This window comes from Mesorhizobium sp. M1B.F.Ca.ET.045.04.1.1, assembly GCF_003952465.1.
In the GTDB taxonomy this organism is placed as follows: Bacteria; Pseudomonadota; Alphaproteobacteria; order Rhizobiales; family Rhizobiaceae; genus Mesorhizobium; species Mesorhizobium shonense.
The window spans coordinates 6678207-6701853 of sequence record NZ_CP034448.1 but is presented as its reverse complement, the minus strand read 5'-3'; the positions used below and the strand labels follow the sequence as shown (position 1 = coordinate 6701853).

At 64.2% G+C, this 23647-nt stretch carries 23 protein-coding genes; 5 read left to right on the top strand and 18 right to left on the bottom strand.

All coding sequences use genetic code 11. From position 1 onward, the window contains the following. The first annotated feature begins 13 nt into the window (after positions 1 to 13). The gene (locus EJ071_RS33335) at positions 14 to 574 is read left to right on the top strand and encodes a hypothetical protein (protein ID WP_126101658.1); all 561 of its coding nucleotides are present in this window, start codon (positions 14 to 16) and stop codon (positions 572 to 574) included. Here EJ071_RS33335 and EJ071_RS33330 read toward each other — a convergent pair. From EJ071_RS33330 to EJ071_RS33250, 17 genes are all read right to left on the bottom strand, one after another. Then, the gene (locus EJ071_RS33330) at positions 540 to 1625 is read right to left on the bottom strand and encodes a Gfo/Idh/MocA family oxidoreductase (RefSeq protein ID WP_126101657.1); all 1086 of its coding nucleotides are present in this window, start codon (positions 1623 to 1625) and stop codon (positions 540 to 542) included. The genes EJ071_RS33335 and EJ071_RS33330 overlap by 35 nt on opposite strands. A gap of 50 nt (positions 1626 to 1675) precedes the next feature. After that, positions 1676 to 2440, bottom strand: coding sequence for an ATP-binding cassette domain-containing protein (locus EJ071_RS33325; RefSeq protein WP_126101656.1), 765 nt, complete (start codon positions 2438 to 2440; stop codon positions 1676 to 1678). Then, entirely contained in the window at positions 2437 to 3441 is a 1005-nt protein-coding gene (locus tag EJ071_RS33320; protein WP_126101655.1) for an ABC transporter permease, read from the bottom strand. The genes EJ071_RS33325 and EJ071_RS33320 overlap by 4 nt, the downstream gene beginning before the upstream one ends. Further along, positions 3438 to 4424: a substrate-binding domain-containing protein gene (locus EJ071_RS33315; RefSeq protein WP_126101654.1), complete on the bottom strand. Its 987-nt coding sequence runs from the start codon at positions 4422 to 4424 to the stop codon at positions 3438 to 3440. The genes EJ071_RS33320 and EJ071_RS33315 overlap by 4 nt, the downstream gene beginning before the upstream one ends. 523 nt (positions 4425 to 4947) lie before the next feature. Beyond that, a complete protein-coding gene (gene ugpC / locus EJ071_RS33310; protein WP_126101653.1) occupies positions 4948 to 6039 on the bottom strand; it encodes a sn-glycerol-3-phosphate ABC transporter ATP-binding protein UgpC in 1092 nt (363 codons plus the stop codon). Then, positions 6032 to 7063, bottom strand: coding sequence for an ROK family protein (locus EJ071_RS33305; protein WP_126101652.1), 1032 nt, complete (start codon positions 7061 to 7063; stop codon positions 6032 to 6034). Before EJ071_RS33305 ends, ugpC begins: the two co-directional genes overlap by 8 nt. Next, positions 7063 to 7785, bottom strand: a complete 723-nt coding sequence (locus EJ071_RS33300; protein ID WP_126101651.1) for a ribulose-phosphate 3-epimerase — start codon at positions 7783 to 7785, stop codon at positions 7063 to 7065. Before EJ071_RS33300 ends, EJ071_RS33305 begins: the two co-directional genes overlap by 1 nt. Further along, positions 7782 to 8609: an alpha/beta hydrolase gene (locus EJ071_RS33295; RefSeq protein WP_126101650.1), complete on the bottom strand. Its 828-nt coding sequence runs from the start codon at positions 8607 to 8609 to the stop codon at positions 7782 to 7784. Before EJ071_RS33295 ends, EJ071_RS33300 begins: the two co-directional genes overlap by 4 nt. After that, entirely contained in the window at positions 8606 to 9424 is an 819-nt protein-coding gene (locus EJ071_RS33290; protein ID WP_126101649.1) for a sugar phosphate isomerase/epimerase, read from the bottom strand. Before EJ071_RS33290 ends, EJ071_RS33295 begins: the two co-directional genes overlap by 4 nt. Next, positions 9424 to 10500 carry a Gfo/Idh/MocA family oxidoreductase gene (locus tag EJ071_RS33285; RefSeq protein WP_126101648.1) on the bottom strand — a complete coding sequence of 359 codons (1077 nt, stop codon included), beginning with the start codon at positions 10498 to 10500 and terminating at the stop codon, positions 9424 to 9426. Before EJ071_RS33285 ends, EJ071_RS33290 begins: the two co-directional genes overlap by 1 nt. 3 nt (positions 10501 to 10503) lie before the next feature. Further along, the gene (locus EJ071_RS33280) at positions 10504 to 11325 is read right to left on the bottom strand and encodes a sugar phosphate isomerase/epimerase (RefSeq protein WP_126101647.1); all 822 of its coding nucleotides are present in this window, start codon (positions 11323 to 11325) and stop codon (positions 10504 to 10506) included. Between the two features lie 107 nt (positions 11326 to 11432). Further along, positions 11433 to 12275, bottom strand: a complete 843-nt coding sequence (locus tag EJ071_RS33275) for a carbohydrate ABC transporter permease (RefSeq protein WP_126101646.1) — start codon at positions 12273 to 12275, stop codon at positions 11433 to 11435. Between the two features lie 5 nt (positions 12276 to 12280). Beyond that, a complete protein-coding gene (locus tag EJ071_RS33270; RefSeq protein ID WP_126101645.1) occupies positions 12281 to 13177 on the bottom strand; it encodes a sugar ABC transporter permease in 897 nt (298 codons plus the stop codon). A 139-nt stretch (positions 13178 to 13316) separates the two neighbouring features. After that, positions 13317 to 14564, bottom strand: a complete 1248-nt coding sequence (locus tag EJ071_RS33265; RefSeq protein WP_126101644.1) for a sugar ABC transporter substrate-binding protein — start codon at positions 14562 to 14564, stop codon at positions 13317 to 13319. A 111-nt stretch (positions 14565 to 14675) separates the two neighbouring features. After that, positions 14676 to 15821 carry an ABC transporter ATP-binding protein gene (locus EJ071_RS33260; RefSeq protein WP_126101643.1) on the bottom strand — a complete coding sequence of 382 codons (1146 nt, stop codon included), beginning with the start codon at positions 15819 to 15821 and terminating at the stop codon, positions 14676 to 14678. A gap of 84 nt (positions 15822 to 15905) precedes the next feature. Further along, the gene (locus EJ071_RS33255) at positions 15906 to 16856 is read right to left on the bottom strand and encodes a PfkB family carbohydrate kinase (protein ID WP_126101642.1); all 951 of its coding nucleotides are present in this window, start codon (positions 16854 to 16856) and stop codon (positions 15906 to 15908) included. A gap of 3 nt (positions 16857 to 16859) precedes the next feature. After that, complete coding sequence (locus tag EJ071_RS33250) at positions 16860 to 17660, bottom strand: class I fructose-bisphosphate aldolase (protein ID WP_126101641.1); 801 nt, start codon at positions 17658 to 17660, stop codon at positions 16860 to 16862. 162 nt (positions 17661 to 17822) lie between these two features. On the opposite strand from EJ071_RS33250, the gene EJ071_RS33245 reads away from it, so the two are divergent. Together EJ071_RS33245 and EJ071_RS33240 are read left to right on the top strand one after the other, a co-directional pair. After that, positions 17823 to 18584, top strand: coding sequence for a DeoR/GlpR family DNA-binding transcription regulator (locus EJ071_RS33245; RefSeq protein WP_126102821.1), 762 nt, complete (start codon positions 17823 to 17825; stop codon positions 18582 to 18584). Between the two features lie 268 nt (positions 18585 to 18852). Next, a complete protein-coding gene (locus tag EJ071_RS33240; protein ID WP_126101640.1) occupies positions 18853 to 20001 on the top strand; it encodes a Gfo/Idh/MocA family oxidoreductase in 1149 nt (382 codons plus the stop codon). 47 nt (positions 20002 to 20048) lie between these two features. Here EJ071_RS33240 and EJ071_RS33235 read toward each other — a convergent pair whose 3' ends face one another. Beyond that, positions 20049 to 21071: a LacI family DNA-binding transcriptional regulator gene (locus tag EJ071_RS33235; RefSeq protein ID WP_126101639.1), complete on the bottom strand. Its 1023-nt coding sequence runs from the start codon at positions 21069 to 21071 to the stop codon at positions 20049 to 20051. Positions 21072 to 21312: 241 nt separating this feature from the next. On the opposite strand from EJ071_RS33235, the gene EJ071_RS33230 reads away from it, so the two are divergent. Next, complete coding sequence (locus EJ071_RS33230; protein ID WP_126101638.1) at positions 21313 to 22260, top strand: sugar kinase; 948 nt, start codon at positions 21313 to 21315, stop codon at positions 22258 to 22260. Beyond that, positions 22257 to 23543 (top strand): D-tagatose-bisphosphate aldolase, class II, non-catalytic subunit, encoded by a 1287-nt coding sequence (locus EJ071_RS33225; protein WP_126101637.1) that lies wholly within the window; start codon positions 22257 to 22259, stop codon positions 23541 to 23543. The genes EJ071_RS33230 and EJ071_RS33225 overlap by 4 nt, the downstream gene beginning before the upstream one ends. Positions 23544 to 23647 lie beyond the last annotated feature (104 nt).

Sequence of the window (23647 nt, the reverse complement as noted above, 5' to 3'; positions counted from 1 at the left end):
GGGGAGACGAAAAATGTCGCCGGCGATGATCTTCAATATCCATCTCGTCCTGGGTTACGTGCCGTGGCTGCTTTGCTTCGGCGCCTATATCTGGCCAAGGCTCAAGCTCATGGACCGCGTCGAGGCGCAGCGCGCCATCGCCACGCTGCACAGCTTTCGCTTCTTCGGGCTGGTCTTCCTGCTTCCCGGCGTGGTCGGCCCGAACCTGCCCGCAGGCTTCGCCGTCTTCGCCGCCTATGGCGACTTCGCGACCGGCTTGCTGGCCATGCTGGCGCTGCTGGCGGTGAGGAGACCTTCGATCTTCTGGCCGCTCGTCGTCGCTTTCAATCTTGTCGGAGTAGTCGACCTTTTCGTCGACTACTATCACGGCACTGTGCTCGATCTACCGGCCCTGGCGGGGCAACTAGGCGCCACCTACGTGATCCCGATCGTCTATGTGCCCCTGCTGATGATCACGCATGCCGCCGCCCTCTATCTGCTGGCGCGCCCGCTGTCCAAGGCGGCGCCGGCCGCCGACGATAAGGAAGCAGGAGGCGGCCTCAGTTCCCGCCGCTCTCCTTCATCCGCTCGATGATCTCGGCCATCAGCGCCAGATCCCGGCGTGAATCCGCGAGGTCGGTGAGCGGCTTGGTGCCCTCCATGATGTGGCGGTGGAAAGTCTCGAGCTCGTTGGAGAACGCGTCGCCGTAGAGCGGCCCGAACGCCTTCGTCACCGGACCGAGCGGGCCGGCTTCCGTCACCTCCAGCCGCGTCGGCAGGCTGCGGATATAGGGCGTGTCGTAGATGATGCGCACCCGCTTGGTGTTCGAGCGCACCTCGATCATGGCGTCGAACAGGCCGAGATCGTCGACGACCGCGTCGTAGAGGCAGGCGAAATGGCCGTAGTCGAAGGTCACGCTTGTATTGGCGCCGCCATTGGTGCGGTGCGCCGCCACCACGCGTTTCGGCTCGCCGATCAGCCCGCGCATCGCCGAAATGTGGTGCGAGGAAAGCGCCGTCAGCCCGCGATAGGCGCGCACCAGGTCGGTCGAAGCATCCGGCCCCACAACCTCGCGGATCAGCGCGTCGCGTTCCTTGGCGCCGCGCGAAAGAATCGCCGGGTCGATGTCGTTCGGATAGAGGATGTTCTGGCTTTTTTTCAGGAAGTGCCGGCCCTCCGAGATGAGGTCGAAGATGCGGACATGGGTAATGTCGCCATGCGCCGGCAATTCTTCCCGCGCCGCCAGATAGGCCGGGGCGTAGCGGCGCATGTAGCCGACGAAGATCGTCTTGCCGTAGTCCTTGCTCAGCGCCAGCAGATCGTCGATCTCGCGCACCGTCAGGCAGGCGGGCTTTTCGAGCAGGATATGCTTGCTGGCTGCGATCGCGGCGCGCACGAAGCGGCTGTGCGTGTCGTCGGAGGAGAGCACGAAGACCGCGTCGATGTCGGGCGAGTTGATCAGCGCATCCGCGCTCTCATAGGCCCTGGCGGTCGCATACTCCGATGTGACGAGCGACACCAGGCCCGGCGAGACGTCGTGTACGCCGGCGATGACCCATCGGTCGCGCTGGTCGGCCAACACCGGCAGATGGATCGACTGCGCGACCTCCCCAAGACCAACAAGCCCGACACGGATCAGCGCCACGGCAACACTCCTATTTCACGCAATTGTTTCAGGTTCCGCGGCACCGCCCGTCACGCCGCCCCGGTCACCAGGGCCACGAGCTCGTTGCCGGTCGTTTCGGAGGCGCGCACCGTCGCCACCATCTTGCCGGCGCGCATCACCCAGATCTGGTCGGAGAGGCGCCGCACCTGATCGAAATTATGGCTGATCAGGATGACGCTCACGCCTTGCTCGCGCAGCTTGCGGATGAGCGCCTCGACATTGGCCGTCTCCTGCACGCCAAGCGCCGCCGTCGGCTCGTCCATCACCACCAGCTTGGCGCCGGAGCCTGCGGCGCGGCAGATCGAGATCGCCTGCCGCTGTCCGCCTGAAAGGCGCCGCACGCGCTGGCTCACCGAGGGCACGTTGATCGACAGCTTCGACAGCATCGCGCGTGCCTGGCTCTTCATCGCCTTGCGGTCGAGCAGGGCGAACGGGCCGATGTGGCGCACGATCTCGCGATTGAGGAAGAGGTTCTGCGCCACCGTCAGCTCGTCGATCAGCGCCAGGTTCTGGTGCACCGTCTCGATGCCGGCCTTGCGCGCCTCGTCCGGATTGGAGAACGGATGCTCGCGGCCGTCGAAATAGATCGCGCCGCCGTCGGGTCGATGCACGCCGACCAGGCAGCGGATCAGCGTCGACTTGCCGGCGCCGTTGTCGCCGATCACCGCGGTAACCTCGCCGCGGCGCGCCTCGAAGCCGACATCGGTGAAGGCGCGAATGCCGCCGAAATGCTTGCTCAGCCCCTGGCAGGCAAGGATCGCTTCGGAGGATGCGATGTGATTGACGGCGCTCATTTCTGGTACCGCATGATCAGCGCCGCCAGCACCACGATGACGCCAACGGCAAGCGGCTGGTAGAAAGCCGAGACGCTGAGCAGCGTCAGCCCGTTGACGAGCGCTGTCAGCATCAGCGCGCCGATGGCCGGCCCAAGGATGCTGGCGCGGCCACCGAACAGGCTGACGCCGCCCAGCACCACGGCTGCCACCGAATTCAACAAGAGGCTGGTGTTGATCTGAGGCTCGGCCGAGCCGATGCGCGCAACCAAGAGAATTGCGGCGATGCCGGCGCAGAAGCCCGAGATCGTGTAGGCGGCGATCTTGACCCTGTTGGTGCGGATGCCGAGCGCGGCAGCGCTTTCGGCCTGGCCGCCGGTGGCCAAGAGATGCACGCCGAAGCGTGTGTGATAGAGCGCGATATGGGCGACGACGACTGCCACGATCGCTACCCAGACGGGATAGCCGAACGGCCCGAAGGAGCCGGAAGCAAGCTTGAGCAGAAAGGTCGAGCCGACCATGGTCGGCTCGCCGCCGGACAAGATCAGGCCGAGGCCGGTGATGCCGGAAAGCGTGCCGAGCGTGACCACGAAATCGGGAATGCGTCCGGCGGTGATCAGCACGCCGTTGAGCAGGCCGATCGCGCTGGTGGCGACGACGGCGAGCACGCAGGCCGCCAAGACACTCCAGCCGGCGGCGTTGACCAGGCCGAGGATGAGGGCGCCGAGCATCACGGAAGCGGCGAGCGACAGGTCGATGCCGGAGGTCGCGACGACAAAGGTCTGGCCGATCGACAGCACCACCAGGATCGCCGCCGCGAGCAGCAGCGCTTGCAGATTGGCGATGCTGAGGAAGACCGGCTGGGTGATGCCGAACAGGATGACGAGACCGACCAGACCGACGACGGATGCCCAGTCGGCCCAGAAGGAAGGATCGAGGAGGAGAGCCGCAAGGGAGGGACGGCTCTCCTCCATCGCGCCCGCCTGTGGGCTGGCGGGCGCGTTGTCTGTCGGAAGGCTCACTTCAGCATCTCGCGGAAGGGATCGGGATAGTCGCCGCCGGGCCGCGGGAAGTTCTTGAGCGATGCTTCGGCGTTGTCCTTGTTGATCAAGAGCACCGGCGCCGGCACGTTGGCGGGCAGCTCCTTGCCCATCGCCGCCGCCTTGCAGGCCTCGACGCCCATCGCGCCGACAACGTAAGGATATTGGGCCACGGTTGCCGAAAGCTCGCCCGCGGCGACCGACTTCAGCGCGTCGACGATGCCGTCGAGGCCGATCACCTTGACGTCCTTGCCTGAGGTCTGCACGGCGCGCTCGACGCCGAGCGCCATGATGTCGTTGGCGGCGAAGAAGCCGGCGAGATCGGGATGCGCCTGCAGGATGTCGGTGGCCGCCGTCAGCGCCTTCTCGCGGTCCCAGTCGGCGCTCACCATCACCACCACCTCGAGCTTGCCTTCGACGGCCTGTTTGAAGCCCTTGATGCGGGCATTGGAGCCGACGTCGCCGACAATACCGGCGATCAGCGCGACCTTGGAGCCCTTTGGCACCAGCTTCAGCATTTCCTCGCCGGCCAGTGCGCCGGCGGCAACGTTATCGGTGCCGATATAGGTGGAGACGGCGAAGCCCGCGGCCTTGGCCTGCTCGGCATCGATGGTGCTGTCGATGTTGACGATCGGCTTCTTCTTCTGCGCGACCGGCACCAAAGCCTGCACCAGGTTGGAAACGCTGATCGGGTTGGTCAGGTAGCAATCATAATCCTGCATCGCCATGGCGGTCAGCTTGTCGGCCTGGCCGGTCGCGTCGCCCATATTGGCGGCAGCCTGAACGGTGACGCCGACGGCGTCGGCCTTGGCCTGCTCCTCGATGCCCTTTTGCATGTACTGGAAGAAGGGGTTGTCGAGACCTTTCACGATCGCCGCGACCTTCGCTTCTCCCGCATAGGCCGGCGCCGAGATGATGGTGGCAAGCAGGCCCGCGCCAAGCGTCAGGCCGTTGAAGATGCGCATGGATATTCCTCCTCCGAATTTTTGGTTGTCGCCTCGTTTTCCGCGAGTGCGAATGCCTGACGTGACATAATGACCCCGGCACTTGTCCTGCGGAAGTCGTGACCGGGCGCCGACCGCGACCTGCGCTGGCTGCGATCCCCCGGCTCGGGTTTTTCCATGTCAGGCATTGCTCCTCCCAGAGCGCTGGCCTAGGCCTCACCAGCATTTCCGCATGCTTTAGAAAAATTTGACATGCGTCAAGAATTAAAATGATGCGCTGTGCATTTTGATGTGCTGCGGTGCAGCAGGGAGGAAGGGAGCACCGTGGTTTTCGTCATCCTCGGGCGGAGCAAGGAACGAAGCGACGCGGCGCAGATCCGAGGATCCATTCCGTTCCCTTGACCCACCGCGGGGATGCAGAATTTTGCGCCTGCGGCCGAGGAAAATACCTGCACGGCCGCGACGCTCGAAAGTCACGGCATGGATTCCAGGTCCTGCGCGACGGAGCTTCGCTCCTGCTTCGCCCTGGAATGACGAGGAAAGCCTAGGCCGTCCCAAGCGGCCTCAGCGCCGGCCCTTGCGGCCGGAACAGATGGCAGGTGGAGGGCGCGATATCGAGCGCGATCGACGTGTGCAGCGGGGTCGCGTCGCCGCCTTCGGCCTGCACCACCAGCGTGACGTCAGGCGCGGTCTCGACATGGAAGATGGTCAGGCTGCCGAGCCGCTCGGCAAGCGCAGCCTGTCCCTTGAACGGCCCGCCGGGCGCGACTTTGAGGTGTTCCGGCCGCATGCCGAGCAGCAGTTCGTCGCCGGCCTTGGTGCCCCCTGCCTCGACCGGCACGGTAAGCGTCTTGCCGCCGGGCAGGCCGACGCCTACGCCGTCGGCTCCGGTTGATGTCACCTTCACCTTGATCAGGTTCATCTTCGGCGAGCCGATGAAGCCGGCGACGAAAATGTTGGCCGGCCGGTTGTAGAGGTCGAGCGGCGAGCCGACCTGCTCGATCGTACCGCCATTCAGCACCACGATCTTGTCGGCCATGGTCATGGCTTCGATCTGGTCGTGCGTGACGTAGATCATCGTCGCCTGCAGTTGCTCGTGCAGCCGCATCAGCTCCAGCCGCATACTGACGCGCAACGCCGCGTCGAGGTTGGACAGCGGCTCGTCGAACAGGAACACTTTCGGGTTGCGCACGATGGCGCGGCCGATGGCGACGCGCTGGCGCTGGCCGCCGGACAGCGCCTTCGGCCGCCGGTCGAGCAGATGCGCAAGCTGCAGCACGTCGGCCGCTTCCTTCACCTTGCGCTCGCGCTCCGCCGCCGGCACGCCGGCGATCTTCAGCGCGAAGCCCATATTCCCGGCCACGCTCATATGCGGATAGAGCGCGTAGGACTGGAACACCATGGCCAGTCCACGCTCGGACGGATCGATGTCGTTGGCGCGTGCGCCGTCGATGGTGAGGTCTCCGGCGGTGATCTTCTCCAGCCCCGCGATCATGCGCAGCAAGGTCGACTTGCCGCAGCCGGACGGGCCGACGAAAACGACGAACTCGCGGTCCGCAACGTCGAGGTCGATGCCTTTGATGATCTCCGCCGATCCGTAGGATTTGCGCACGCCGCGCAGCTTGAGCTCAGCCATGGCTTGCCTCCCTGGCGCCGGACAGTCCGCCCGCTTTCGTCTCCTCGTCCTGCACCATCGCCAGCGCCGTGCCCGGCTCGCCCTCCCAGAGAATCAGGCTTGCAGCGCCGACAAGGCCGGCGCGGTCGCCGAGTTCGGCCGGCACGATCGGCACGTCGCGATAGGCCTGCATGGCGCGCTCGTCGACGGTTGCCCTGATGCCGGGCGCCAGAAGGTCAAACCCGTTGGCAAGGCCGCCGCCCATCACGATCAGGTCAGGCGAGTAGAGATGCAGGAGATTGGTGAAGCCGATGCCGAGCCACCGCGCCTCCGCTTCGACAAGCTCGCGCGCTGTGGCGTCGCCGGCACGCGCAGCCTCGACGACGTGGCGGGCGGAGACGTCGCCGTCATTCGATAGGCGCCGCAGCAGCGAGTTGTCGCCGGGCTTGGTGAGCCGCGTCGCCCGGCGCCCAAGCGCCGTGCCTGAAGCGACCGCCTCGAAGCAGCCGACATTACCGCAGAAGCAGCGGTCGCCTTCGCCGGTGATCGTCATGTGGCCAATCTCGGCCGCCAGCCCGCGCCGTCCATGGTAGATATGGCCGTCGGCTACCACCCCGCCGCCGATGCCTGTCGAGACGGTGACGAAGACCAGCGAGCCGGCGCCGCGGCCGGCGCCGAAGCGCCATTCGCCGAGCGCTGCCGCGTTGGCGTCGTTCTCCAGCCGCACCGGCAGGCCGAATTGTCGGCTGAGAATGTCGATCAGCGGCACATTGTGCCAGCCGGCGAGCGTCGGCGGCCCGATGACGATGCCTGCCTTGGGGTCGAGCGGCCCCGGCGCGCACATGCCGATGCCGATCACCTTCGCCTGCGGATGCTCCTTGAGCAGTCTGTCCGCCAGCGCGATGATCTGGCCGATCACCGCTTCCGATCCGGCGCCGGCCAATGTCGGCGCCGATACGCGCGCGGCTACGTCGCCGCTGCGCTCGACCAGCGCGCCGCGCAGCTCCGTGCCGCCGAGATCGAAGGCAAGTGCGAGCGTGCTCATCAGGCGGCGGCTTTCAGTCCGTGCAGCCAGGCCATGCGCTTGGCGAGATCCGGATCGCCGAACGCGAGCGAGCCCAGCACCACGGTGTCGGCGCCGGCCGCGCGCAGCAGCGGCACCGTCTCATGGCGGATGCCGCCATCGGCGGCCAGGATGATGTCCGCTTCGCGGCCGGTTTTTCTCATCAGAGCGCGCGCTTCGATCAAGCGCGGGCAGGCTTGGTTCGACAGGCTCTGGCCCTTGACGCCGATCGAGGTGCCGAGAAGCGTCACGAAGGCGACGTCCGGCAGGAAGGGTTCGATGGCGGACAGCGGCGTCTCCAGCCGCAGCACCACGCCGGCCTCGGCGCCGAGTTCATGCGCCAGCTTGACCGCGCGCAGGCCGGCCTCGCCGTTCTCCGCATGGATGGTAACGAGGTCGGCGCCGGCCTCAATGAACTGGCGCGTCTGCGCCTCGACGATTTCCGCCTCGACCATCAGATGCACATGGATGGGCTTCACCGTCAGCCTGGCGATGCGCGCCACCATGTCGGGGAAGAACAGGAAGCCGGGGGTAAAGCGAGCATCCGCCACGTCGATGTGATGCAGATCGGCATGGGCCTCGATGCGCTTCAGGTCGCGCTCCATGTTGGCGAGATCCGCCGACCACAGCGAGAATTCGCCAATGAGCCTGTTACGCGGCAGTGCGGCTATTGCCGCGGGTCCGGAGAGGGGTTTGGCGGTCATGACGAAATGAGGCTCCGGGTATTCGAGTGGGACTGGAGGAAGGAACTGATCTGCTCATGCAGTTCGCCGAAATGCTTCGCGCTGTCGCGCGCCTTGGGCGTGATCTCGGCGAAGACCGCGTCGGGTATCGCGGCGGCAATTGTGTAGGCGGTCGACAGCGGGTGCACGGCATCGATTTCGTTTCCGATGACAAGTGCTGGAATGTCGAGCGCGGCCGCGTCGCGTTCGGAAACGCCGGGTCCGTCGCCGGCGATGTTGGCCAGCACTTGCGCGAAGGCCTTGGCGTCCGGCCGGTCGAAATAGCCGAGCAGCGAGGAAAGATTGTCTGGCGCCTCGCGATAAAGCCGCGCGGCGGTCTCGGATTGCGCGAAGATCGTGCGCCCCTTGTCGGTCCCGTGGTCGAGGATGAGCTCGGCAACCTCGGCAATCGGCTGCATGTTCGGAGGCGCCGGCGAGAACGTCCATGCCGGCCGCACCAGGATCAGGCCAGCGACTCGCCGTGGATGAAGGCAGGCGAGGCGCAGCGCAATCGCAGCGCCCATCGAGACGCCGCCGGCGACGAAGCGGTCGAGGCCGGCCTGATCGGCGGCGGCCAGAACGTCATCGGCGAACATTTCGAACGAGAAAGGCCGCCTCTCGCCGAGCCCGGAGCCGCCATGGCCGCGGCATTCCAGCGTGATGCGGCGGAAGCCGGCGGGAAAAGTCTGGGCGACCTGCGCCTCGCCGCCGCCGAGCCCGTGCTGGAACAGCACCGCCAGGCCCTCACCCGTGTCGGTGGCCAGCAGCGTCGCGCCGTCGCGAAGAAGCGTTTGGCTCGGCATCATACCAGTCCCTTGAGGAAACGGGCGACGTCCGGCGCCTCTTCGGCCGAAAGCCCGTGCGTCACCAGCGGTCCATCGAAGCCGGTGGCCTTCAAGCGAGCGATGAAGTCGGCGAAGTCGATGACGCCCTGTCCGGCCGTGGCAAAGCGACCGTCGGCGAAACGGTCCTTGGCGTGCGCCAGGGAGACATGACCAGCCGTGTGCTCCACCGCCTCGGCAACGACGGCGCGCGCCGTCTCCGCATTCGCCTGTTCGAACAGATTGGCGGGATCGAGCACGATGCGCAGCCGCTTCGAGCCTATCTCGGAAATCAGCCGCATCGCGTCGTCGGCCGAGGTGACGATATTGGCCTGCTCCGGCTCGATGCCGAGATCGACGCCGTGGCGTTCGGCAAGCTGAAGCGCCTTTTCCATTTCGCGCGCCATGTCGGCCCAGGCCGAAGGATCGGCATTGTCGGGGTGATGCGCCCACTGGTCCTCGACATTGCGCGTCCCGGTGCAGAGCGTGACAAGCGGGATCGAAAGCCTCGCCGCAGTCTCGATGATGACCGCCAGCCGGCGCAGCCCGTCATGGCGCACCCGACTGTCCGGATGCGCCATATTGTAGGTGCCCGACAGCGCGACGAGGCCGACGCCGGAAGCCTTGGCGGCGGCATCGATTGTGCGGATCGCTTCGTCCGGAACCGCGTCCGGCATCGACGGCAGGCCTGCGCAGGCAAGATTGAACTGGGTGACCGCAAAGCCGGCATCGCGCACGGCCACCAGCACGCCGGCCGGCTCACTGCCCGGGAAGGTTTTTGCGAAGACCCCGACCTGCATCAGACCGCTCCCGTCACGCCGGCGATCTCGACGCGTTCGCCGCTTTCGACCGAGCGGGCGATCGCCACCATGGCGCGGATCGAGGCGAGCCCGTCCTCGACAGTGGCGCCGCGCTGCGGCTTGCCGTCGAGCACGGTCTCGGCGAGACCTTCCAATTGGCGGCGGAAGAAATGGCCGTCGGCGCCAAGCGGCCTTCGCGATGTCGTATCCTTCTCGTGAAAAATGTCGACCTCGCTGGCGCGGAAATACCAGGGATTGAAGGTCTTCGCGATCACCGAGCCGTTCTCGCCATAGAGCTGGAAGCCCTCGTGCCAATCCATGCGCACGGCGACGGTCAGGTCGAGATGGCCGAGCGCGCCGTTGGCGAACTCGGTCTCGACGAACCAGCAATAGGCGCCGAAGCGCTCGTTGAGCCGTGCGCGGACGGCCGTTATCTCGCCGCACAGGAAGCGCGCCGTATCGACCAGATGCGAGCCATGCGCCAACATGAAATACTGCCTCAAGTCAGCCTTCGGATTGCCGGACGGCTTCCTCGCCAGCTTGCTAGTGACGGGCAGCGGCTGCACCGCATCGGTGTTGGTGTAGCGGTGCGTGGAATCGCAATACCAGGCCTTCAGCGCCAGGATCTCGCCCATCTCGTCGCGGGCGAAATCGCGCGCTGCTTCCAGCGCCGGATCGAAGCGCTTCATGTGCCCGACCTGCAGCACCTTGCCCGAGCGCTTGACCGCTTCGACCAGCGTCTTGCCTTCCTCGACCGAAACGCCGATCGGCTTTTCGCAGAGCACATGCTTGCCGGCTTCGAGCGCCTTGATCGACATCGGCACGTGATAGGCGTCCGACGTAGCGACGATCACCGCCTCGAGCTCCGGATCGGCGAGCATCTCGTCATAATCGCCATACATCTTTTCCGGTTCGTAGGTGGCGCCCATGCGCGCGAGCAGGTCCGGCGCGGCGTCGCAGATCGCGTAGAGATCGGCATTGCTCGCCTTCACGCAGGATTCCAGATGCGCGAACTGCGCGATCGGCCCGCAGCCGAGCACACCGACACGAAGGCGACGGTCTTGTTTGCGGATCATCGTTCAGGCCCCGTAGCCGCGCATGGTCTGGCGGTTGGTCTTCACGGCCCCAGCCGGATCGGCGGCGGCCGCCTCGGACTCCTCCTCCAGCACCAGCCAGCCGTTGAAGTTGGGCGCGGCGCTAGCGATCTCGATCACCTTCGCCGTGTCGCAGACGCCCTTGCCGAGCATCGCCCAGGTTCCGGTCGCGTCGACGTCCTTCAGGTGCACATAGCGGATGCGGTCGCGATAGGTGGTGAGCGTGTCGGCCATGTCCTTGTGCCCGCGCAATATGTGGCCGGTGTCCGGCACCCAGCCGGCCAGCGAGGCGTCGATCAGGGAGAAGATCCGGTCATAGTCGGCACGATCGAAGAGCAGCGTGTTGTGGTGCGAGCTCGGATGCACTGCGACCTGGACACCGGCCTTGCGGCCGAGTTCGCCGGCCTTGTTGTAGACTTCCGCCGCGATCGCGAACTTGTCGTCACGCGCGCCGTCGGAGACGACGGTCGCCGAGCCCATCGACACCAGCGCGCCGGGAAAGGCGGCGGCGAAATCGATCCAGCGTTTGGCGGTGTCGAGGTCGGCGCCGATCTTGTCCTTCAGCGTGAAGCCGCTCTTCGAACCGAAGGCGAAGGAGACGAGCGTCAGGCCGGATGACCGCAGCGCCGCGGCGAACTCTCCCGGCTTGCCGGCGTAGCGGCCGATCATCGTGTCGGTGATCTCGATGCCGGCATAGCCGCCATCGGCGATCGCCTTGAGCAGGTCGTCGGGGCCGCCGGCAAAACGGTCTCCAAGCATTTCCCAGGTGAAGGTCTGGCAGCCGACTTTGAGGTATTTCACGTTCATCCTTTCATTCCTTGATTCCACCTGCGTAGGCCCTGCCAGCAGAGAAGGTCCAATCCATCGATTTCGATCCGCGGCCTAGACCGTCAGTTTTCCGTGGGATCGACATCCTACTTGACCGAGCCCGCTGTCATGCCGGCGAGGAAGAACCTCTGGGCAACGAGGTAGATGAGCAGGAGCGGTAGCGAGCCGAGCACGCTCATCGCCATCATCTGGTTCCATTCGAAGGCGTGCTGCCCCATCAACAGTTGGATGCCGATCGGCACGGTGCGCATGGATGTTGACTTCGTCAGCGTCAGCGCAAAGAGAAATTCGTTCCAGCACAACAGGAAGGTATAGACGGACGTCGCCACGATACCAGGCAGTGAAATCGGCACGATCACCCGCCAGAGCGCTGTCCAACTGGTGCCGCCGTCGACAGCCACCGCTTCATCGAGATCGCGGGGCAAGGTGTTCAGATATCCCGTCATCAGCAGGATCGCGTAGGGCAGCGTAAACACCAGATAGGTCAGGATCAGTGCGACGTAGGTGTCGAAGATGCCGTAGGAGACGACAAGCCCGAAGAAGGGGATCAGAAGCGTGATCGGCGGAATCGTCTGCGTGCTGATGATGAGTGTGTTCAGGCTGCCCTTGCCGCGGAAGTTGAAGCGGCTGAACCCATAGGCCGCCAGCAACGCGATCAGCACCGTCAGCACGGTCACCGCTCCAGCCACGAAGTAGCTGTTGAAGAAGAAGCGCAGCTTTACCGGATCGCCAAGGATGGCTGCATACGCCTCCAGCGTGAAGGCCTTCGGCAGGATGGTTGGTGGCAGGGCAAAGATTTCGGTATTCGATTTGAACGAACTGCTCAGCATCCAGTAGATCGGGAAGGCTGCGAAAAAGAGCCCCGCTGCAAGCGCTGCATGGAGCGCGACGGTGATCAGCCTGTCTTTCGGCGTGTGCCTTTTCCTCATGGTGACTACCGAGCCTTTTGATAACGGATGTAGAACAGCGTAAGGCCGAGCGAGATCAACAAGATGACCACGGCGCTCGCCGACGCCTGCGACAGGTTGTAGCTCGAAAATGCCAGCTTGTACGTGTAGGTGCTGAGGACCTCGGTCGAGTAGATCGGGCCGCCGCCCGTCGTTATCCAGATCAACGGAAAGACCTGCATGGTCCAGATGAAGTCGAGCAGCGAGATGCTTATGATGATCGGCATCAGCTGCGGGATGGTGATGAAGATCAGCTTCTGGTAGGCCTTCGCCCCGTCGATATCGGCGGCCTCGTAGAAATCCTTGGGAATGCCCTGCAGGCCTGCGAGCAGGCTGACCATGAAAAGCGGGTAGCCCGCCCAGATATTGGCGAAGGTGACGGCATGCAGCGCGGTCTCGGGCGAGGAAAACCACTCGACCTTGGAACCGATGATGCCCATCTGCATGAGAATGCTGTTCACGACACCGTTCGGCTCAAGCAGCAGGCGCCAGATCACCGCGATGATCACCGCGGTGAACAGCCAGGGCAGTATGTAGAGCACGCGCAGGATATTGCGCAGCCTCGGATTGATGCGGTCGCTGTTCAGCATGAGCGCGAAGACCATGCCGATGGTCATGTGGAAAACGACACTCATGCATGTGAAGTAGAGCGTGTGCCACAGCGAGGCCCAGAACACCGGATCGTCGAAGATCGCCTGGTAGTGTTTCAGTCCGGCAAAGGATGGGTCACGACGCAGCACCGCGCTGTTCTGGAAGGAATAGCCAATCACCGTCACCATCGGCAGGAGCATCAGAAGGCCGATAATGAGCAGCGAGGGCGACAAATAGAGGTAGGGTGCGACCGCTCGTTTCAGCTTGTGGTGGGAGCGCTTTTGCCGGGTCATATGCCAACCTTGGGATACGCCTTCAAGAGAAGGTAAGCTTCGGAAACAGGGCCATCTCAAATTGCCGATCCGTTGTTGCCGGGTGGCCTGCCCGAAGTCGGGCCACCCGGTCGAAGATAGCAAACGGGGAACAGGCCGATCAAAATTTCGCCATCCAGCCCTTCTGGGCGGCCGCGGCCGCCTGTTCCGGAGATTGCCCGCCGGTGAGCATCTTCTGGGCTTCCACGTCGAACTGGGTCATCAGGTCTTCAGCCACCGGCAGGCCCGTGAACTCGTTGGCGAGATAACCGGTCTTGAAGATTTCGAAAGCCTTGCCGAAAGCCTTGTCCGAGGTCACGAAATCGGGCTTGGCGTTGACGTTGCCCGGGAAGGCGTTTGCAAGCGACACGAGCTTGGCGTTCACCTTCTCGCTCATCAGGTACTGGACGAGTTTCCAGGCCTCTTCCTGATGTTTCGAGCCCGCTGAGATGCCGATGCCCCAGGAGGCATAGGGAAGGCCGCGCTTGCCGCTGTAGTTCTCCACGACCGGGACCGGGATGAGGTCGAAGTTCAGCTTGGGATTGCGTTTGCGGATGAGGTTCACATGCGCGAGCGAGTCGATCATCATCCCGACCCGGTCGTTGACGAACTCCTCGACCTTTTCTTGTTCGGTCTTGGTGGCGATGCCGGGCGAGATGGTGCCGGCGTCGTTGAGCGATTTGACGAAGGTGAGCATATCCACCACGGGTTTGCCCTCGAGGGCGGGCTTGCCGTCCGCCATCATGGATTGACCCGATGCCCAGACCCACGACATCATGTCGTTCTGGACACCGGACGGCGTTTGCAGCGACAGCGGCAGCACCCAGCCATACTGGTTCTTGTCGGCATGGGTCATCTTCTTGGCGGCTTCGAGGAACTCAGCGCGGGTCGACGGCAGCTTGGTGACGCCCGCCTGGGCGGCGAGGTCCAGATTCACGAAGACCGGATAGACGAACGAAGCCACGGGAAACATCACCGCCTTGCCGTCAACCTTGATGATATCGGCGACCTGGCTCTTGTCGAAGCCGCTCGCATCCATCATCGGGTTCATGTCGGCCAGCGCGTTCTGCGCGTTCAGATTGTTCACCCAGGCGCCGTCGAGACCGACGACGTCGCTGAGCGTTCCGGTTGCCGCACCGACCGAAATCTGGTCTCGCGTGGTCGCATAGGGGCCGCTGACCAGCGTCACCTTGATGCTGGGGTTTGCGGCCTCGAAATCATCCATGATTTTCCGCAAGGAGCCGGCCGGTAATTCGGGCTCCCACCACTGGGTGAATTCCAGCGTCGTGTCCGCCATGGCGCCGGTTGCGCCGAGCAACCATGCGGCCGCGGCCATTTTCAGCATCGCGGGTCGTATCCGAAACGTCATTTTCTCCTCCTTCTTTAAGATCGGTCGCACAATGCGGACGATCGTCTGGTTTATTCAGAAGTCTTCATTCGCAGGCGCCTCGCTCTCGCCTGCCGGCTCTGCCGCAGATCTTCAGATCGCCAGATGCGTCTCGGGATCGAAGAAATGGAGCTTGGTATCATCCAGGGCCAACCGGATTTCCGAGCCGGCGTGGACCACGCTGACCGGTTCGAATTTCGCCACCGCATTCGACGCCAGGCCGAAATCCTGCGCCGCGTCCGGGTCGCCGGAGTCCACCCGGACCGCGCCGATGTTCAGATGGACGATATGTTCGGACCCGAGTTCCTCGATCGAGGTCACCTTTGCCGGTATCGTCTGATACTTGCGGCCGGATTCCAGGCTGCTATCATAGAGATCCTCCGGTCGGATCCCGAACACGACCTTGCGCCCCGCATACGACCTCAAGCCCGGCCTGCGCACGAAGGCTGCATCCTGCAGCCGGATGGCGAAGGTGCCGGACATCAGTTCGTCGCCCGTCAGGGTCGCCTCGAAAAGGTTCATCGAAGGAGACCCGATGAAGCCGGCAACGAAGGCGTTCACCGGCGATTCATAGAGCCTCTTGGGTGTGTCGACCTGCTGCAGCACGCCGCCCTTCAATACCGCGACCCTGTCCCCCATCGTCATCGCTTCGGTTTGGTCGTGGGTCACGTATATGGTCGTTACGCCGAGTTGCTTTTGCAGGCCGGTGATTTCGGCGCGCATTTGCACGCGCAGTTTCGCGTCCAGATTGGAAAGGGGTTCGTCCATGAGAAAGGCGGCCGGCTCGCGTACCATGGCGCGGCCCATGGCAACCCTTTGACGCTGTCCGCCTGAAAGGTTCGCGGGTTTGCTGTCCAGCAGAGACGTCAGCTGAAGGGTTTTGGCGATCTCGTCCACGCGCTTCTTGCGCTCGGCCTTCGGCTTGCCTGCCAGCCGCATCGAAAAGGCGATGTTTTCGAACACCGTCATATGTGGATAGAGCGCGTAGCTCTGGAAGACCATCGCGATGTCGCGGTCCTTGGGCGGCATGTCGACGACGTCCACTCCGCCGATGCGAAGGCTGCCGCTGGTGATGTCCTCCAATCCCGCGATCATTCGCAACGCGGTGGATTTGCCGCAGCCGGACGGCCCGACGAGAATCAAAAACTCACCGTCCTCGACCGACAGGTTCAATTGGTCGATTGCGTGAAAATTGTTCCCGTAGGTCTTGCAGATATTCTCAAGAATGACTTCTGCCATCTTCCTCCCTCCACAAGTCTAAGCCACTGATTTTTATAATTATCCTCGGCTTGTGTTCACCTGTGAGATATTTCCTCGGATAGGCTATGTTCCTGTATCGAGCTGCGCATGTTTCAGTTCGACTGCTGACGGAGCGCCCGTCGATGCCAGGAGTTCCGTGACCTGGTCGTCGGTCGGAAGCGCCTCGCGCCCGCCACGCCCCGTTATCGAAAGAGCCGCCGCCGCGGCCGCGAATGCGACCCGGCCTGCGATGTCGGCTCCGCGCGTCAATGCATGGGCATAGGCGCCGTGAAAGCAGTCGCCGGCGCCGGTCGAGTCGACGACGGCAACCCCGTGCGGAGGCAGGTGCCAGAGCCCTGTCTCGTTGCGTCCGCGATAATAGACGCCTCTGCCGCCATCGGTCAGAACCACGGCGGACCGCGACGGCAACCACAATGCATCGAGCATCTCGGCGGGCGATCGGCGGCCCGTGGCAGCCCGCGCGAAGCCGAGGGGGAGAATGAGATGGTCGCAGAGCGCGATCAGCCTCTCGGTGACTGGCCCGCCGCTCCATTCGATATCGCCGAGGATCGCAAGGCCGAGATCGCGGGCCCGAGCCACGACATCCAACGACCGGATCGCGTAGCTATCGACGATCAGGACGGTCGCGCGGCCGAGGACCTCGTCCGGAAAGTCCGGCGCGGTGCCCAGCATCGCGTCGTCGTCATACGCGATGAAACGCTCCCCATCCGAGCCGACGGTGATCCGCGAGCGCACCGGGCATGCGTGCGGGTGGCGCGGCGCGAATGCGGTTTCAACGCCGCTCGCAACGAGATCGCACAGCGTGGCGTCGTCCGCGGCACTGCCCAGCCATCCGACGAACCCGGCGGTTCCGCCGAGCCGCGCGACGGCGGCAAGGGCTGTCGCGACATTTCCCCCGAAAGCGCGGGCGCTTTGCAGAACCTTCCCCTTGCCCGCCGACAACGGCTGATCGACATAGACGATGTCGTCGATCGCGATAGCGCCGAAGCCGAGGATTGAAGGGACGGTGGGCATCGGTCAGGCACCCGCCTTCGCCAGGGCGTCTTCTGCCGAAAGCCCGTCATGGATGACGCCCCGGAAGGCAAGCGCTGCCTTCTGCGGATCGCCATGCCCCCAGAGATTGCGGCCCACCACGGCACCGCGCGCGCCGGCACGGATGGCGTCCGCCGTCTGCTGAAGGGCGCCGAGCAGCGTATCGGTCTTCGGACCACCCGCGATCACAACCGGAACCGGGCAGGTCCGGACGGTCTCCCGGAACGACTCGAAATCGCCCGTGTAGCCGATCTTGATCACGTCAACGCCGGACTCGTAGCCGATGCGCGCCGCATAGGCGATCTCGTCAGGGGTGAAGACGATCTTTGCTCCGTCGGTGAAATCGCGAGGGTAGATATGCGCCACCACCGGCATGCCGTAGCGGGCCGCCGCATTCACCGAATCGGTCAGCCAGCGTATGTACTTGCCCTCGGTCGCGCCACGCACCGGGATGGCCACGGCCAACGCATCGGCGCCCGCGCGTACCGCATCCTCGGGAGTTGCAATCAACTCACTGATGCGATCGTCCGGGGTGAAGCAGCCAGCCTGGATCACCAGCGAAGCCTTGCCCGCGTATTGCGGCCACAGATGGCGGGCGGTGCCAGGCTGGATGCTGACGTAGTCGGGTTTGCCCACCATGACGCGCGCGAGCGCGCCCGGCAGGTCGGCAAGACCGCCTTTGCGCACGTCGCCATAGCCGACAAAGTGGTCGACCGCGCCTCCAAAAAGATTCCCCGATGGATGCGAGAAGAGGCGTGCAAGACGCACCTTGGTTCCTAGGCTCATGAGTGCAAAATTCCCCAATCGTTTGATTTCGAAATCCTGAACTCAGTGTTTGCGAAAGAAATGAGAAATGCAATCTTTCGAAAGCTTTCGAATTCGCGTATTTTTGGCAAGGTGAGCCGAGGCCGGAGCGGTTGCTTGGCGCAGGGAGGCAAGGGCAGGGCAATGTTGTCGGAGCAGAGACGCCAATCGATCCTGAGCGAGGTGCAACGCAGCGGACAGGTTCGCACGAAGGACCTGTCGGACGGTTTTGGCGTGTCCGAGGTCACGGTGCGCTCCGACCTCGAGATACTGGACCGCAAGGGACTGCTGACCAAGACCCGTGGAGGGGCGGTGACCCGGACCACCGATTCGACCACGGCCGCGTTCGCCCGGCGGATGCAAACCAACCTCGATGCAAAGATGCGCATCGCCCGGGCGGCGGTAGACCTGTTCGAGGACAACCAATCGGTCATCTTCGACGGCGGCTCGACATTGATGCAGGTTGCCATGCAGTTACCGCCGCTCAGCAATGTCGTGGTCGCGGCCACGGCCATGAATATCGTGCAGCATCTGATGCATCGTCCCGGACTCGACGTTCACATGATCGGCGGCCGGGTCTATCCCGACACGGTGAGCACGCTGATCACCGATGCCGACACGGCTCTCGGCGGCTTGGTGGCGCATCAGGTCTTTGTTGGAGCGCATGCGATAGACTCGTCGCTGGATGTGGTCGACGTGAACGAAGACATGGCGCGAACGAAGCGAAACCTCGTTCGCATGGCCCGGCGCGTCGTCCTCCTCGCGGATTCGAGCAAATGGGGCGTCAGCGGGACCTCCAAGGCATTTTCGCTGTCGGCCGTCGATGTGGTGATCACCGACGATGGCCTGCCCGGTCCGATGCGCAGCCAGCTCGATAGGATCGGGGCCAAGGTGATCTATGCCTGAACCCGTCGCGGTCCCTGACCGCGACGACAAAATCCAATGCGCGCATGACCCACGGGCTTGGTGCCGGCCGTCGGCCGTTTTTTCATGTCAGTCATTTTCTCCTCCTCAAGGCTGGCGGCCTCCGACGCTGCGCCAGCGTTTTCACATGCTCTATAAAAATTTTACGCGCGTCAAGATTTAAAATGCGCTATAGCGAGTCACGAAAATTGTCCGCCGCCATTGCGGCGGGCTGTCTCGGGCGCTGCCGCATTGGGAGGTCGAAAGGAAAATGCAAGCAAAATCAGGGGAAAAGCTCGGCATCGGCGTTGTCGGCTGCGGTAACATATCGATGACCTATCTGCGCAACGCGGCACTTTTTTCCGGTGTGGAATTGCGCGCCTGCGCCGATATTTCCGCCGACATGGCCGCCTTGCGCGCCAAGGACTATGGCATCCGCGCGCTCGGCGTCGATGCGCTGCTCGCCGATCCGGAGGTCGATCTCGTCCTCAACCTCACCATTCCCTCGGCGCATTTCGACATCTCGTTTTCGGCGCTCTCGGCCGGAAAACATGTCTTCACCGAAAAACCTCTCGCGACCTCGGCCAGCGATGGCCGCCGGCTGGTCGCCGAGGCGGCCAAGCGCGGTTTGCTGCTGGGCTCGGCACCCGACACCTTTCTCGGCGCCGCCGGGCGCCGGGCGCGCCGGCTGATGGACCAGGGCGCGATCGGCCGCGCCGTGACCGGCACCGCCTTCATGATGGGGCGCGGCATGGAGCACTGGCATCCCAATCCGCAATTCTACTACCAGCCGGGCGGCGGTCCGGTCTTCGATATGGGGCCTTATTATCTGACCATGTTGGTCAACCTGCTCGGTCCGGTCGCCCGCGTCATGGCGATGGCGACGCGTGGCCAGGAGGAGCGGCTGATCACCGCCGAGGGGCCATACAAGAACACCAGTTTCAGGGTCGGCACGCCGACCAACATCCTGTCGCTGCTCGAATTCCGCTCCGGCGCCACCGTCGCCTTCGGTGCGTCCTGGGATGTCTTCAGGCACTCCAACCATCCGATCGAGCTGCACGGCACGGAAGGCTCGCTCAGGCTGCCCGACCCCGACACCTTCGGCGGCACCGTCTCGCTGTCGGCGCGCGGCGACGACTGGAAGGATTTTGCCAGCGAGAACGAGCTCTACGGCGCGCGCAACTGGCCCTATGCCGGGCCGGACCGCGCCAACTACCGCATGCTCGGCGTCGCCGACCTGGCGCGGTCGCTGGCGGAAGACAGGAGGCCGCGCGCATCCGGCGAGCTTGCGCTGCACGTGCTGGAGATCATGGAAGCGATCCTCGCCTCCGGCGAGAGCCGCAACTTTGTCGCCGTCGTCGGCACGGTCGACCAGCCGCCGCTTCTCGGCGAGGATGAGGCGGCGAGCCTGCTTGCCTGAGGCGCCGCGTTCGCCCCGTGAGAGTTCGAGCGGGCTTCCGGCCGATATCAGGCCGACTGACGCATCACCAGCGTCGCGTCGAGGTTGACCTTCGGCGCGACGGTCGTGCCGTCTTCGTCGAGCAGGGTAAGCAGCGTTTCGACGCTGCGGCCGGCCATCGCCGCAAAATCCTGCGCCATGGTGGTGAGCGCCGGGCAAGTGTAGCGGCTGAGCGGATGGTCATCGTGGGCTGCGACGCGCAGGTCGCAATCGGCCTTTCGGCCCACCTTCAGCCCCTTCGAGAAGGCCGCCGCCATCACGCCGAAGGCGAGGCGGTCATTGGCGCACAGGATCGTCTTGCCCGGCAGGCCGCCATTGCCGAGCATCTTCTCCGTCTGCTCGTAGCCGATCCGTTCGAACTCCCACGTGTAGTCCTCGATGTTGCCGAACACGGCCGGCTCCTGTCCGAGCCGCTTCATGGCATCGATATAGCTTTCCACCCGCTCGCGCGAATTGTGGTTGACGTGCGGGATGTCGAAATAGACCGGGGCGTCGCCCGAGCGGCAAAGGTAGTCGACGATGGTCGACATGCTCTGCACATTGTTGTTGCCGACGAAAGGCGTGTCGCCTTCGAGATAGGTGTCGAAATAGACGATCGGGATCGCCTGCGTCAGCTTCTCGATCGCCCGCTGGTCCGAACGCCGTCCGAGCGGCGCAATCAGCGCGCCCGAAACCTTCAGCGACAGGATGGTTCGAGTCGCTTCCGCCTCGAGCTCGCTCGACCCGTGCGAGGAAATGACGATCGGCCAATAGCCTTCGTCGCGCAGCCGGAGCTCGATGCGGCTGACCATCTCGGAATAGAAGGGATCGGTCACCGTCGGCACGACGATGCCGATGCTGCGGGTGCGCTTGCGGTTGAGATTGCGCGCGAACAGATTGGGCTGGTAGTCGGACGAGCGCAGCGCATCCTCGATGCGTTTTCTCGTCGCCGGCTTGACGCTGGTCGGATCGTCGAAATACTTCGACAAAGTCGGCCTGGAGACGCCGCAGGAACGGGCAAAATCCTCCATTGTCTTATGCGTCATCGGCATTCAAATCCTCGCGACATGGAATCTTGCTCCCATGCGCTACCCGGTGCCTACATACGGTGCGCCGGCGCGCGACTGCAAGCTGAAACTTTACAGACAACTTTGCAAGTTTCAACGCGCTTTGTGAAATTATTCCACGCGTAAATTTATTAATTGACGTGAAAAACCCAAGGCCGTATTCAATTTTTGATATCTGCGGTGATCCAGAGAACGGACTCCGCGGACGAATGCCGGGAGGACATGGATGAAGAAGGTGGTCTCAGCCGGCGAGATCCTCGTCGAGATCATGGCCGAGCGCATCGGCCAGAGCTTTCTCGAGCCCGGACCGCTGGTCGGACCGTTCCCATCCGGCGCGCCGGCGATCTTCATCGGCCAGGCGGCGGCGCTCGGCCAGCCCGCCGGTCTCATCGGCGCCGTCGGCAACGACGATTTCGGTCAAGTGAACATCGACCGGCTCAGCGCGCTCGGCGCCGACGTTTCGGCGATCGCGGTCCATGAGGGCCATGCCACCGGTACCGCCTTCGTCACCTATCGGCCCGATGCTTCCAGGCATTTCGTTTTCAACATCCGCAACAGCGCCGCCGGCCTGCTGGAGATGGACGACGCGGCCAAGCGACTCTTGGCCAGCGCCGACCATGTCCATGTCATGGGCTCCTCGCTGTTTTCCGACGGCGCCACCGAAGTCGCGCTCGCCGCGATCGCGGCGGTGAAGGCCAAGGGCGGCACCGTGTCCTTCGATCCCAACATCCGCCGCGAGATCATGCAGGCTTCCGGCATGCGTCAGGCGCTCGACAAAGTGCTGGCGCAGACCGATGTCTTCCTGCCCAGCGGCAACGAGTTGTTTCTATTTTCCTCGGCGGGCGACGAGCAGGGCGCGGTTGGCGAACTGTTGGGGCGAGGCATCTCCTGTGTCGTGCTGAAGAAGGGTGCGGAAGGCGCTGCCTATCACGACCGGCAAGGCACGGTCGCAATGCCAGGCTTTGCCGTCGAGGAAGTCGATCCGACCGGCGCCGGCGATTGCTTCGGCGCCGCCTTTGTTTCCTTCTGGCTGCGCGGCGGCGCTCCGGTCGAGGCGCTGCGCATCGCCAATGCCTGCGGCGCGCTTGCCGTCACCCGCAAGGGGCCGATGGAAGGCATTCACCGGCTCGCCGATGTCGAGGCCTTTATCGCCAAGGCAGGGCCACGCGCATGAGCGCCGCCACGACAAGATTCGCAGGGATCTCCGCGCGCCGCCTGGCAGGCGGCAAGGGCGGCATCGCTTCGATCTGTTCGGCGCATCCGCTGGTGATCGAAGCGACGCTCCGCCATGGTGCAGCGCATGGCACCGATGTGCTGATCGAGGCGACATGCAACCAGGTCAACCACGAGGGCGGCTATACCGGCATGACGCCGGCCGCTTTTCGCGCTTTCGTCGAGGCGCATGCAGGCAAGACCGGCTTTCCGCACGACCGGCTGATCCTTGGCGGCGACCATCTCGGCCCGAATCCGTGGAAGCACCTGCCCGCGGCGCAAGCGATGCGGAAGGCTGCGGCAATGATCGACGCCTATGCCGGCGCCGGCTTCACCAAGCTGCATCTCGACACCAGCATGGCCTGCGCCAACGATTCCGTCGCGCTCGCCGACGAGACGATCGCCGCGCGCGCGGCCGATCTTGCGGCGGCCGCCGAGGCGGCGGTCGCGCGCACCGGAGGCCAGAAACCCGTCTACATCATCGGCACCGAAGTGCCGGTGCCCGGCGGCGCGCTGGAAGCGCTCGATCATATGCATGTGACCGAACCGGCCGATGCGCTGCGCACCGTTGAGGTCCATCGACAGGCCTTCTCCCGCCTCGGCCTCGATGCCGCCTTCGCCCGCGCCATCGGTGTCGTCGTCCAGCCCGGCGTCGAGTTCGGCAATGCCGACATCATCGCCTATGCGCCTCAGAAGGCGACGAAGCTGGTGGCATCGCTGGAGAGCATGCCGCAATTCGTCTTCGAGGCGCATTCGACCGACTATCAGCCGGCGGAAGCGTTGGCCGCGTTGGTGCGCGACGGCTTTGCCATCCTCAAGGTCGGCCCCTGGCTCACCTTCGCATTGCGCGAGGCGCTCTATGGCTTGAGTTCCATCGCCGATCAGCTGGCAGCCCACCCATCGCGCGAAAACCTGCCGGCGGCAATGGAGCGCCTCATGCTGGCCTCGCCCGGCAATTGGCAGAAGTACTATCCGGGCACGCCCGACGAGCAGCGCCTGCAGCGACATTTCTCCTTCAGCGACCGCATCCGCTACTACTGGCCGTCTCCAGACGCGCAGCATGCCGTCGAAGCGCTGCTGGCCGCACTTGGCGACCGGGAGATTCCGCGCCCGCTAATCAGCCAGTATCTCGGGCATCTCGATGCCGAGGTCGGCGCCGGCCGGATCAAGCCGACCGCACACGAGCTTCTGATCGGCAGCATCACGCGCGTCCTCGACATCTATCGCGACGCCACGAACCTGTAAGACCGGTCGGTTGCAGCAGCTGCGTTGGTCGTTGCCACGCTCGGCAAAGCACGGACCTTCAAGATCTTGCAAAAAATCTTCTACGTCGCGTTCCGTTTCGATCC

What these genes read in the sequence shown, in the direction of transcription:
- EJ071_RS33295 (WP_126101650.1), bottom strand. Translation starts at nt 8,609, where the DNA reads ATGATGCCGAGCCAAACGCTTCTTCGCGACGGCGCGACGCTGCTGGCC.
- EJ071_RS33235 (WP_126101639.1), bottom strand. Translation starts at nt 21,071, where the DNA reads ATGCCGATGACGCATAAGACAATGGAGGATTTTGCCCGTTCCTGCGGC.
- EJ071_RS33245 (WP_126102821.1), top strand. Translation starts at nt 17,823, where the DNA reads ATGTTGTCGGAGCAGAGACGCCAATCGATCCTGAGCGAGGTGCAACGC.
- EJ071_RS33275 (WP_126101646.1), bottom strand. Translation starts at nt 12,275, where the DNA reads ATGAGGAAAAGGCACACGCCGAAAGACAGGCTGATCACCGTCGCGCTC.
- EJ071_RS33240 (WP_126101640.1), top strand. Translation starts at nt 18,853, where the DNA reads ATGCAAGCAAAATCAGGGGAAAAGCTCGGCATCGGCGTTGTCGGCTGC.
- EJ071_RS33280 (WP_126101647.1), bottom strand. Translation starts at nt 11,325, where the DNA reads ATGAACGTGAAATACCTCAAAGTCGGCTGCCAGACCTTCACCTGGGAA.
- ugpC (WP_126101653.1), bottom strand. Translation starts at nt 6,039, where the DNA reads ATGGCTGAGCTCAAGCTGCGCGGCGTGCGCAAATCCTACGGATCGGCG.
- EJ071_RS33260 (WP_126101643.1), bottom strand. Translation starts at nt 15,821, where the DNA reads ATGGCAGAAGTCATTCTTGAGAATATCTGCAAGACCTACGGGAACAAT.
- EJ071_RS33325 (WP_126101656.1), bottom strand. Translation starts at nt 2,440, where the DNA reads ATGAGCGCCGTCAATCACATCGCATCCTCCGAAGCGATCCTTGCCTGC.
- EJ071_RS33250 (WP_126101641.1), bottom strand. Translation starts at nt 17,660, where the DNA reads ATGAGCCTAGGAACCAAGGTGCGTCTTGCACGCCTCTTCTCGCATCCA.
- EJ071_RS33335 (WP_126101658.1), top strand. Translation starts at nt 14, where the DNA reads ATGTCGCCGGCGATGATCTTCAATATCCATCTCGTCCTGGGTTACGTG.
- EJ071_RS33225 (WP_126101637.1), top strand. Translation starts at nt 22,257, where the DNA reads ATGAGCGCCGCCACGACAAGATTCGCAGGGATCTCCGCGCGCCGCCTG.
- EJ071_RS33300 (WP_126101651.1), bottom strand. Translation starts at nt 7,785, where the DNA reads ATGACCGCCAAACCCCTCTCCGGACCCGCGGCAATAGCCGCACTGCCG.
- EJ071_RS33265 (WP_126101644.1), bottom strand. Translation starts at nt 14,564, where the DNA reads ATGACGTTTCGGATACGACCCGCGATGCTGAAAATGGCCGCGGCCGCA.
- EJ071_RS33270 (WP_126101645.1), bottom strand. Translation starts at nt 13,177, where the DNA reads ATGACCCGGCAAAAGCGCTCCCACCACAAGCTGAAACGAGCGGTCGCA.
- EJ071_RS33285 (WP_126101648.1), bottom strand. Translation starts at nt 10,500, where the DNA reads ATGATCCGCAAACAAGACCGTCGCCTTCGTGTCGGTGTGCTCGGCTGC.
- EJ071_RS33230 (WP_126101638.1), top strand. Translation starts at nt 21,313, where the DNA reads ATGAAGAAGGTGGTCTCAGCCGGCGAGATCCTCGTCGAGATCATGGCC.
- EJ071_RS33255 (WP_126101642.1), bottom strand. Translation starts at nt 16,856, where the DNA reads ATGCCCACCGTCCCTTCAATCCTCGGCTTCGGCGCTATCGCGATCGAC.
- EJ071_RS33290 (WP_126101649.1), bottom strand. Translation starts at nt 9,424, where the DNA reads ATGCAGGTCGGGGTCTTCGCAAAAACCTTCCCGGGCAGTGAGCCGGCC.
- EJ071_RS33315 (WP_126101654.1), bottom strand. Translation starts at nt 4,424, where the DNA reads ATGCGCATCTTCAACGGCCTGACGCTTGGCGCGGGCCTGCTTGCCACC.
- EJ071_RS33305 (WP_126101652.1), bottom strand. Translation starts at nt 7,063, where the DNA reads ATGAGCACGCTCGCACTTGCCTTCGATCTCGGCGGCACGGAGCTGCGC.